Annotated in this window: 12 protein-coding genes; 9 read left to right on the top strand and 3 right to left on the bottom strand. The window is 53.4% G+C overall.

The features are described 5' to 3' along the window. Positions 1–3 precede the first annotated feature (3 nt). The 7 genes from AC07VV_RS06545 (at position 4) to AC07VV_RS06515 (ending at position 4,371) form a co-directional block, all read left to right on the top strand. Positions 4–270, top strand: a complete 267-nt coding sequence (locus AC07VV_RS06545; RefSeq protein WP_495035717.1) for a MafI family immunity protein — start codon at positions 4–6, stop codon at positions 268–270. A 313-nt stretch (positions 271–583) separates the two neighbouring features. After that, the gene (locus AC07VV_RS06540) at positions 584–1,162 is read left to right on the top strand and encodes a hypothetical protein (RefSeq protein ID WP_495035716.1); all 579 of its coding nucleotides are present in this window, start codon (positions 584–586) and stop codon (positions 1,160–1,162) included. A 255-nt stretch (positions 1,163–1,417) separates the two neighbouring features. Then, positions 1,418–1,966 (top strand): hypothetical protein, encoded by a 549-nt coding sequence (locus tag AC07VV_RS06535; protein WP_495035715.1) that lies wholly within the window; start codon positions 1,418–1,420, stop codon positions 1,964–1,966. A gap of 48 nt (positions 1,967–2,014) precedes the next feature. Further along, positions 2,015–2,506: a hypothetical protein gene (locus AC07VV_RS06530; protein WP_495035714.1), complete on the top strand. Its 492-nt coding sequence runs from the start codon at positions 2,015–2,017 to the stop codon at positions 2,504–2,506. Positions 2,507–2,581: 75 nt separating this feature from the next. Next, complete coding sequence (locus AC07VV_RS06525) at positions 2,582–3,025, top strand: hypothetical protein (protein ID WP_495035713.1); 444 nt, start codon at positions 2,582–2,584, stop codon at positions 3,023–3,025. A gap of 92 nt (positions 3,026–3,117) precedes the next feature. Then, a complete protein-coding gene (locus AC07VV_RS06520; protein ID WP_495035712.1) occupies positions 3,118–3,462 on the top strand; it encodes a hypothetical protein in 345 nt (114 codons plus the stop codon). Between the two features lie 324 nt (positions 3,463–3,786). Next, a complete protein-coding gene (locus AC07VV_RS06515) occupies positions 3,787–4,371 on the top strand; it encodes a hypothetical protein (RefSeq protein WP_495035711.1) in 585 nt (194 codons plus the stop codon). Between the two features lie 152 nt (positions 4,372–4,523). Here AC07VV_RS06515 and AC07VV_RS06510 read toward each other — a convergent pair whose 3' ends face one another. Then, positions 4,524–5,567, bottom strand: coding sequence for an LLM class flavin-dependent oxidoreductase (locus AC07VV_RS06510; protein WP_085703595.1), 1,044 nt, complete (start codon positions 5,565–5,567; stop codon positions 4,524–4,526). A 67-nt stretch (positions 5,568–5,634) separates the two neighbouring features. Next, on the bottom strand, positions 5,635–6,120 hold the full coding sequence (locus tag AC07VV_RS06505) for a flavin reductase family protein (protein ID WP_007950450.1): 486 nt from the start codon (positions 6,118–6,120) through the stop codon (positions 5,635–5,637). A 325-nt stretch (positions 6,121–6,445) separates the two neighbouring features. Between AC07VV_RS06505 and AC07VV_RS06500 the strand changes: the two genes are divergently transcribed. Together AC07VV_RS06500 and AC07VV_RS06495 are read left to right on the top strand one after the other, a co-directional pair. Beyond that, a complete protein-coding gene (locus AC07VV_RS06500) occupies positions 6,446–7,852 on the top strand; it encodes a purine-cytosine permease family protein (RefSeq protein ID WP_495035710.1) in 1,407 nt (468 codons plus the stop codon). Between the two features lie 252 nt (positions 7,853–8,104). Further along, entirely contained in the window at positions 8,105–9,205 is a 1,101-nt protein-coding gene (locus AC07VV_RS06495) for a polyamine ABC transporter substrate-binding protein (protein WP_096820082.1), read from the top strand. A gap of 42 nt (positions 9,206–9,247) precedes the next feature. Here the strand turns inward: AC07VV_RS06495 and AC07VV_RS06490 are convergent, their stop codons facing one another. Next, positions 9,248–10,225, bottom strand: coding sequence for a TerC family protein (locus AC07VV_RS06490; RefSeq protein ID WP_495035709.1), 978 nt, complete (start codon positions 10,223–10,225; stop codon positions 9,248–9,250). Positions 10,226–10,390 lie beyond the last annotated feature (165 nt).

The following is a 10,390-nucleotide window of genomic DNA, read 5'->3' as shown; positions in this document are numbered from 1 at the left end:
ATTATGTATTCGGAACGTATACTGAGTTTTGGCACTAAGTTGAAGGGTCGGCTGGAAGATTTTCTTCTTGAAGGTGCATTGGATTATGTAAAATATAATGAAGAGAGTTTGGCGTTGGAGATTCTTTGTGATCATATTTCTGAATATGATGTATCTCTGAGTAACGAGGAGTTTGAAGAGGTAAGGCTATTAATTGTTGATATGGGTTTTGATATGGGGGGCGCGCCTTTCAAATATTTGCAAGGGTTGACCACGCCCGTAGTTGAATAGAAGGTAAAAGCGGAACAAAGGAAAAGAATGATCAAGGGGGCGAATTTATCTAATTTGATAAGTTCGCCCTTTTTGCTTTTGCGAAAAGGGGACGGATTTATTTCGAAAAGGTGTCCTGTTAGTTCTGAGTCGATACATAGTGGTTAGTGCTATAAGTTTACTTTTGTGGATGGGAATAAGGTTAAGGTTATTGATCCTGCTACCTATAAGGTTAAATATAAACTCAACTCTGAGGGGGGGTGTCAGGCGGATCTTGAAAAAAGACAGCGTTTTATAATTCATCTGGTCAAAGGTTGGTTTGCAAGAACGACATATGGGTCTTGAAATGATTAAAGTGAACTGGTTTGCCCCCGTCGTCCCAGGTGTAGAACTGGCTGGTATTGAGTTGGGGGCAACGCGTGAGGAGTTTGAATCCATGCTCCTTGAGTGTTGTCTAGATCCGAAAGCGAGGGTGTATAAGTTTTCTGATACTCCATTGTTGGTTTTGGATGTTACAGAAAGTTCAGGTAAGGCATTTTTTCGGTTTGATATTTTTGATTTGAATCTCACGGGCTGGAATTTGCAGTTTCCAGGTTCAGAGAAAGTGTTATCCGAGACTAGGGCGCTTGTGGTCGGTTTTTTGAATGGTAGGGTTTCCAGTGTCTCCGTATGGATGTTCGATTATTTCGGCTCGCTGGGAGACAAAAGACTAACTTACTCCTATCAGGGGAAAGTGGAGGGTAGGGGACTTGGTTCGCGAGTTGATTGCGCAGCTACTTGTTTTGAGCTGATTTATGATGAGGCTGAAGAATGGTTTTATGCTCGTACCGATAGAATAATTTTCGGTGGTGGAGGAGGAGGCAGTCTGGAAGATTCTGAAGATCAATTGATTCATATGATTATGATTTTTTAGAAAGTTATTTGGAGTGGGCGTCGGTTGTTTTGAAATGAAAAGCGGGCTGGGCGGAAATGACACATTTAATTAATTAAATGTGTCTCCTTTTGAGTTTTGGCTTTTTTGACTGTTCTAATAATGCGGCGATCTACAGGTAATAAAATTGCCCCTTTTTTTAATCGAATGATTGACGCCAAAATAGTGGCCATCTAATATCGCGCCGATGTTTGATATCACCTCCGTCTCGCTGCGCTCATTAGGGAAGATTCACACGTGAACAAACCTGCACTCGTTACTTTGACCTTGGCGTTCGCGCTTTCAGGTTGCCATTCCAACGTTCGGGATTCTTCTCCCAATCTGCTGAAAGACGGTGTCCAACTGCGCCAGAATACGGTGGCGGTCGATGCGCAGCACGCCAAGGTAGTGATGAAAGCGTCGGGCTCGACGATCCCTGTAGAGTTTTCGATCCGTCGTGCAGACGATCCCGACCGCCGCATGGAAGAGCTGGGAACCGTGGTGGATTCGGGGCGAGGCAAGGTGTTCGGCTGGATTGCCAAGCTCAACGAAGTGGGCAACAGCGCAGTGGCCAAACGCTTCCCGCAACTGGAAACCCAGGCCGATGCCGATAAGACAATTGAAGTGTCGGGCTATGCGAATGGCCCTCGCACCGGAGTTCTCCATACCTGCGGGCCAGTGAGCAATTCGTTTACGCCAGAGCGTGGCAAAGCCTATCTGGTGGAGTTCGAGTTTGTTGGCGGCAGTTGCGAGCAGCACGTCTACGACGTTACTCAGCCCGAGCAGCGCATTCCTGTGAAGAGCTGATCTGCTGAATTCAGAGAGCCCATCAATGCGTGAGGAAGAATTTTGCCTGTGAGTGATGTGAGTTATCCGCGTCTGAAGGTTTTCCTGGCTTTTCTTCTTTGCCCGTTGGCGCCGGGTTTTATCGCCGGCCTCTTCAAGACGATTGCGACCGTCGCCCATCTGGCCACGAACCCACGGTTGATGGGGGAGGTCGCAGGGGCGGAATTGATGTTGATGCCATTCCTCGGACCTGTTCTGGCTCAAGTGGTATTTCTCGTGCCATTTCTGCTGTTTTCATTGGTGATCGCATCGATGAAAGTCAAAAGGACAAGTCGAGCCTGTTCCGTGATAGCGCTGTCGGGCGCGGTGCTGGCCACTTTATGGGTTACTCCGTTTATCGTCGCCGTTGTACGGGATGTAGAGAGTGCGAAGTTTTCCGATGAGATTTTCGGAATGGTCGTACTCTTTGTCACTTCAATGGCGACATGCTGGTTGACTGCCCGTTTCTTCCTGCCTGATCCGACAGAGCTGGAGACTGATATCCGCCAGGTTGGTTATTGAGCCGAAACCCAAAAAGACAATGCCCCGATTAGCTCGTGGCTTTTTCACAGGCTAAGCACAACAGGCTGCTAGATCATGAAGATTGAGAGCGATGAAGGTCACCTTCTGAATGTTGTTGCTGATATTGGCAGCCTGGAGTGGCGGAAATATCGGCAACGTTATCCCGACGTAGTGGTCGGAGGTAAAGTGCAGCGAGAGGATCATTCTGCTTTTCTCCCTTTCATCGCTTTCAGATTTAAATCTGTTAGAGACGGTGATATTGAAAAATTAAGATGTGTGGTAGAAAGTTATAAAGGGGCATTGTCATGGTCGCTTGTTGGGAGAGCGCGCGAAGGTCTCCCGGGGATTAACTGGATGATAGCCCCGTCAAGACTGTTGGAGGTTGATGAGTTGGCGTTGGGTTTAAGCATGGCTGCCGCCGATTACTTGTCTGTTTATGAGCCTTTACTTGGTCCGGCGGCGTACGAGGATTTGATGGGCCTTACCGAATATGTTCGCTCGGAGTTTTCAATTTCTTGACTGAAACTAATGCCCTTCGCTTTATTGTATTTTGGTCGAATTTATTAAAGTTAATGATCCAAACGCAGTTCCCTTGAGGTGATATTGTGGGTATGTATATCGCGATTGCTGATGGTGTAGGCTGGGCAACCTCCAGTGGCGTGTTTGATTGCATTGTCGAAGGTACGAGAATCAATCTTGAAGGAACAGACAGGTCATGCCTTCGAATAATATACAGATCGCTGGACGAAGAGGCTCAAAGCTTCATAGTGCTCAAGAGTGTCGAGGCAGAGTGCTTTAATGAGTTTTATTTTTGTTGCAAAAAGGCGATGTTGGATTTTTCGGTTGGCGATGTAGCTCAAGAGATGCCAAGCGATCACTTGGAGGGCATTCTCTGGAACTGGGATGAAGTGCTGAAATTGATGAGGCATGATCCTCGATATAGAAAGGGCGAATAATAGAAAAATGGGATTAATTAAGTTTGTCCACCTTTCAGTTCGTTCATTCAGGTGCAAGAATGACTAAGCAGTCCTCGTATTATAGAAATCTGCCAGACTCAATGTCTGTCGATGACCTGCGTGAAGAGTTTCTTTACGTTGAGTTTGGCAACGATGTTGGTAATCCATACAGCGGTATGCCAGTCGCATGAACTGGAAATTGCACTGCTAAGGGTCGGTATCTTTGCTCTGCTCAAGCGTAAGATTCTTTAGAATCCAGAGATGGACAGCTTTAATTAATATGTCTGTTTGTTTTTTAGAGTGCTTCTTAAAGGAGTCCGAGGGATGAAAATCAACCAAACAGTTTTTGATGAGCTCTGGAACGGTGATAAAAACATTTGCTTCTTCGTTTGTTCAGGCAAGAGCTTTTGGGTCGTAGACGAAAAATACAACTTCACCCTTGATGCGGAAAAAGACTACCGTGCTTACCTGGACGCCGGGAGTATAAGCCAGGAACAATATGAACTCGCTTGCAAGGCGTTTAGAGGGGGTGTCCTTAAAATGACTGCGGATAACTTCCCCAAGTACCTCCACGACTCAAGCGAAAAAATTCTGTCTTCCCACGATCTGCAGGATTTTATCGGGGCAGATGCAGAGGTTTTTGAAAGGGTTGAGCATTACTACCAGACAGGCGAGGGCTTGACGCCTGATGTGTACAAGCGTGCCAATGTTATCAGTTCGCGCTTCCCAAGTTTTTATATCAATTTTGATCGGAAAATATTCATGCACATGGATGATGTGCGTGTTCATGAGGATCTGGTCGAGCCGGACTGGACTGCGGAGAATGCTGATTTCAGCTTTTTGATTCCGTCGAGTGAGCGGTACTGGGTCGTGGCAGGGTACGATTACTGGAAACTCAGATTTGTATAAAAGGGTCCCTGTCGCGCCCTCGCTGATATGTACATTTTTTGCCAAACGCAAAATTGAACGCCAGGAAAAAGAATGGGTTTTGGAAGCGTGGGCACAAAAACGCCCTGGATTATCAGGGCGTTTTTATTGGGCAGATACAATCAGCAGAGTCGTTAACGAAACGCCGGCACCACCTGCTTGATAAACAGCTCCAGCGACTTCTTCTTCTCTGCATGCGGCAAGCTGTTATCACACCAGAAGCTGAACTCATCCACCCCCAATTCCTGGTAGTACTTGATTCGCGGAATGATTTCCTCTGGCGTACCGATCATCGCCGTCTTGTGCAGGCTCTCCAGTTCAAACTCTGGCCGTCCGGCAAATTTCTCTTCCGGGCTCGGGGCGAGGAAGCCGTTCACCGGCACTTCCTTGTTGCCGAACCAAGCGTCAAACGTGCGATAGAAACGTGAGATGGCTTTGGCACCAACCTTCCAGCCTTCCGGGTCATCCGCCGAGTGCACGTGGGTATGACGCAGCACCATCAATTGCGGACGCGGCACATCAGGGTTGTTGTCCAGCGCCGTCTGGAATTTGTTTTTCAGGTCGAGGACTTCTTCATCACCCTTCATCAGCGGCGTGACCATCACGTTGCAGCCGTTGGCCACGGCAAAGTTGTGCGAGTCCGGGTCGCGGGCGGCGATCCACATCGGCGGATTGGGCTTCTGGATCGGTTTCGGCACGCTGGTCGACGTGGGGAATTTCCAGATCTCGCCATTGTGGGCGTAGTCGCCTTGCCACAGGGCACGGACCACCGGGACCATTTCCCGCAGCGCCTGGCCGCCGGATGAGGCGGGCATGCCGCCGGCCATACGATCGAACTCCACCTGATAAGCACCACGGGCCAAGCCGACTTCCATCCGGCCGTTGCTGATCACGTCGAGCAGGGCGCATTCGCCGGCGACCCGCAGCGGGTGCCAGAACGGCGCGATGATGGTGCCGGCGCCCAGGTGAATCGTGGTGGTCTTGGCAGCGAGGTAGGCCAGCAGCGGCATCGGGCTCGGCGAGATGGTGTATTCCATGGCGTGGTGTTCGCCGATCCACACGGTGCTGAAACCGCCGGCCTCGGCCATCAACGTCAGTTCGGTCAGGTCTTCGAACAGTTGACGGTGGCTGACGCTTTCGTCCCAGCGCTCCATGTGTACGAACAGGGAAAATTTCATGACGCTACCTCGAATCTCTTGTGGTCGGCCGGTCGCTTGCAGGCCTGTTTAAGTGCAATCGTGCGGGTCAGGCAAAGGCGGGCAGAGCGCCCATCTTGCCGTGGCAATACACCAGCGGGCCGGCGTCCTGCTGAGGGACGATGAGGTTTTTCACCGCGCCGACCATGATCGCGTGGTCGCCGCCTTCGTATTCGCGCCACAACTCACATTCGATGATAGCTGTCGCGTTGGCCAGAATCGGGTTGCCCAGTTCGCTCAGCGTCCACTCGATGCCCTGCGCCTTGTCCTTGCCTTTGCGGGCGAACGCATAGGCTTCGCTCTGCTGGCCGCCGGACAACACGTGAATGGCAAAGCGTTTGTTCTTGATCAGGACGGGGTAGGAATCGGAGCTGTAGTTGGGGCAGAACAGCACCAGGGCCGGGTCCATCGACAGCGAGCTGAAGGCGCTGGCGGTGAGGCCGACGATCTGGCCGTCGTCATCAAGCGTGGTGATGACGGTGACGCCGGACGGGAACGAGCCCATGACTTGTTTGTAGACGGCAGCATCGATCATTGGTCAATCCTCGAGTGCGGTGAAGCGTGTTTTTATGTGTTTATGGGTCTGATGGTATACCGTAATACATCGATTGCAAGTGCTTTTTTGGTGAAACGATAAACGTGGTTCATCCGTCGGAAACTCAGCATTTACGGGGCTTTTGTCTAGCTGTAAAGCCTGGCGATCAGGGAGGATGCCGGATCAGATGCCGTCACAAACAGCGGATCAGTCTTGTGAAAATGTTGGAATACCATAATATGGTCTCCATCTGAGGGGCGGCCACGAAGCGCCCCCGGTTTGGCTTCATACAACGATAAGAACAGACCCAATCGAGTTCATTTTTATGTCCCAGATGTCCCGGCAAGATCCGCTGATCGAGAATCACACGGTCGACTACGTCCCACTCGCGGAACGCCACGGGAAGGCCCGCGACCTTTTCACTCTCTGGTTCAGCACCAACATTGCGCCACTGCCCATCGTCACCGGCGCCATGGTGGTTCAGGTGTTTCATCTCGACCTGTTCTGGGGGCTGCTGGCGATTGCGCTGGGGCACATGATCGGCGGCGTGGTGATCGCCCTGGCATCGGCGCAGGGTCCGCGCATGGGCATTCCGCAGATGGTGCAGAGTCGTGGTCAGTTCGGGCGTTACGGTGCGCTGCTGATCGTGTTCTTCGCCGCGATCATCTATATCGGGTTCTTCATTTCCAACATCGTGCTCGCCGGTAAATCCATCGTCGGCATTGCGCCGTTGGTGCCAGCGCCGTTGAGCATCCTGATCGGCGCCCTCAGCGCTACGGCGATCGGCGTGATCGGCTACAACTTCATCCACACGCTAAACCGCATTGGTACCTGGGTGATGGGCAGCGCGTTGCTGGCCGGGTTCATCTACATCTTTGCCCATGACTTGCCGGCGGACTTCTTCACCCGTGGCAGCTTCAACCTGTCCGGGTGGCTGGCGACGGTGTCGCTGGGCATCATCTGGCAGATCAGCTTCTCGCCGTACGTCTCTGACTATTCCCGCTACCTGCCGGCGGACATCGGTATCAGCAAGCCATTTATCGCGACTTACCTGGGCGCCACGCTGGGCACGATTCTGTCGTTCACGTTTGGCGCGGTGGCAGTGTTGGCGACCCCGGAAGGCACCGAAGCGATGGCCGCGGTCAAGCAGTCCACCGGTTGGCTGGGGCCGATTCTGATGGTGTTGTTCCTGCTCAACATCATCAGCCACAACGCGCTGAATCTGTACGGCGCGGTGCTGTCGATCATCACCTCGATCCAGACCTTCGCCAGCCAATGGACGCCGAGTATCAAAGTGCGGGTAATGTTGTCGAGCGTGGTGCTGGCGGGCTGCTGCGTGGTGGCGCTGGGGGCGTCGGCGGATTTCATTTCCGAGTTCATCGGATTGATTCTGGCGCTGCTGCTGGTGCTGGTGCCGTGGGCATCGATCAACCTGATCGATTTCTACCTCATCAAGCGCGGGAGCTACGACATCGCCTCGATTTTCCGCGCCGATGGCGGTATCTACGGGCGCTTCAATCTGCACGCGATCATTGCCTACTTCATCGGCATCATCGTGCAGCTTCCGTTCGCCAACACCTCACTTTACGTCGGCCCCTACGCCAATCTGGTGGACGGCGCGGACCTGTCATGGCTGGTCGGCCTGATCGTGACATGCCCGTTGTATTACTGCCTGGCGACGCGTGGGCAGGCGCAGGAGAGCAGGGCAACGCGGTTGGGCTTTACCGACTGATCCTGCATACGCTACTCAAACAATGCCCGGCCAATCGCCGGGCATTGTCGTTTCAGTATTCTGGCGGTCACTCAAATTGGCCATATCGATCCCCTTTTGGCCAACCGGCCACTGTGCTCCGACTACGCTGTCGGCAAGAATCGAAGCCACAACTAAATGCTGCACCTTCCTTGCCCTTGGCTGATCTGACAGCCGCTGCCGTGTACAGAACATAAAAACCATCGACTCACGCTGCATTCGGGGAAACACAATATGGTCACGATGAAACGCATTCTGGGCGCCACTGTGTGCGGGCTGACGCTGCTGGCAAGCGCCGTGCAAGCCGAACAGCGCGAACTGCGGGTGTACAACTGGGCGGATTACATTCTGCCAGCGGTGCCCAAGGATTTCGCCGCCAAAAGCAACATCAAAGTGACCTGGGACACCTTCGACACCAACGAATCCCTGGAAGCCAAACTGCTGACCGGCAACTCCGGCTATGACCTGGTGGTGCCGTCGAACCAGTTCCTCGATACCCAGATCAAGGCCGGCGTGTTCCAGAAACTCGACAAGTCCAAACTGCCGAACTGGAGTCACCAGGACCCGGCGCTGCTCAAGTTGCTCGACTCCAACGACCCCGGCAATCAGTACGGCGTGCCCTACATGGTCGGCACGGTGTTGATCGGTTTCAACCCGGCCAAGGTCAAGGCTGCGCTTGGCGAGAATGCGCCCGTGGACAGTTGGGATCTGGTGTTCAAACCCGAGAACATGGAGAAACTGAAATCCTGCGGCGTGGCGATGCTTGATTCGCCGTCGGAAATTCTCCCGCTGGCCCTGCATTACCTGGGCCTCGACCCGAACAGCCAGAACCCGGCGGACTATGAGAAAGCCAAGGACCTGATGCTCAAGGTTCGCCCTTACGTCACCTACTTCAACTCGGCCAAGTACATGACCGACATCGCCAACGGCGACATCTGCGTGGCCATCGGTTACTCCGGCAGCTTCTACCAGTTCGGCAACCGTGCCAAAGAGGCGGGTAACGGCGTGGTGGTCGACTGGCGCTTGCCGAAGGAAGGCGCGCCGATCTGGTTCGACACCTTCGCCATTCCGAAGAGCGCGAAGAACGTTGAAGAGGCCCACGAGTTCCTCAACACCTTGCTTGAACCGAAAGTCATTGCGTCGATCAGTGACTTCCTCGGCTACCCGAATGCGAACAAGGATTCGCTGCCGCTGATCAACAAGGAAATCACCGGCAACCCGAACCTGACGCCGACCAGCGAAGCGCTCAAGACGCTGTACGTGGTGCAGCCACTGCCGCAGAAACTGGAGCGGGTGCGGACGCGGGTCTGGACCAGCATCAAGTCCGATAAGTAAATTCAAAGCCGGGGGAGCGAATCCTGTTCGATCCCTCGGCTGTTATTTCGCCTGACTTTCTTCGGGCGACTTGCCCTTCGTCAGGACCAGACTGAGCAACACCGACGCCAGAATCAGTCCGCCGACAATCGCCAGCGACCACTCCACCGGCATGTGAAACCACGGCATCGCCGTCATCTTCCCGCCGATGAACACCAGCACCAGCGCCAGTCCGTATTTGAGCAGATGAAAGCGGTCGGCCATGTCCGCCAGCAGAAAGTACAGCGCCCGCAGGCCCATGATCGCGAAGATGTTCGACGTGAAAATGATGAACGGATCGGTCGTCACCGCGAAAATCGCCGGGATGCTGTCGACCGCAAACATCAAGTCACTGGCCTCGATCAGCACCAGCACCAGAAACATTGGCGTGGCCCAGCGCACGCCGTTCTGCAGCACGAAAAAGCGCTCGCCATGAAAACCGTTGGTGATCCGCAGATGTCCGCGCACCCAGCGCAGAAGCGGATTGTTATCGAGGTCCGGTTGCTGCTCGGCAAACACCAGCATCTTGATCCCGGTGATGATCAGGAACACGCCGAACACATACAGCAGCCACGTGAACTGCGAGACCAGCCACACCCCGGCAAAGATCATCGCCGCGCGCATCACGATCGCGCCGAGCACCCCGTACAGCAGCACCCGGCGCTGCAACTCCGGCGGCACGGCGAAATAGCCGAAAATCATCACGAACACGAACATGTTGTCGATCGACAGTGACTGCTCGATCAGATAGCCGGTGAGGAATTCCAGGGTCTTGCGCTGGGCGATTTCGGGGCCGAATTCGCCATTCAGATACCACCAGAGCAGCCCGGCGAAGGCCAGCGCCAACATGCACCAGGCAATCACCCAGGACGACGCCTCGCGCACCGAGACCCGATGCGCCTTGCGCCCACCGAAGACAAACAGGTCAACGGCCAGCATGGCGAGGACAAAAACGATGAAGGCGACCCACATCCAGGGTTCGCCGATGTTGATGGGGTGCATGTCGTTCTCCCTGTCTTTATGTTTTTCGGGGTAGACGGGGCCATGCTAGTAGGAGAATTCCGACGAAGAAAAATCGTTTATTTCGTGGGTATTGTTCGTTAAAAACGAAGTGTCGGGCGCTGCGGGCAGCGCACGGGTAATACTTCATTCAACACTTCTTTGCTA

The organism is Pseudomonas sp. GW821-FHT02C04 (assembly GCF_059421845.1).
Note: the sequence above shows the minus strand (reverse complement) of the source record. Positions and strands in the feature narration are given on the sequence as shown.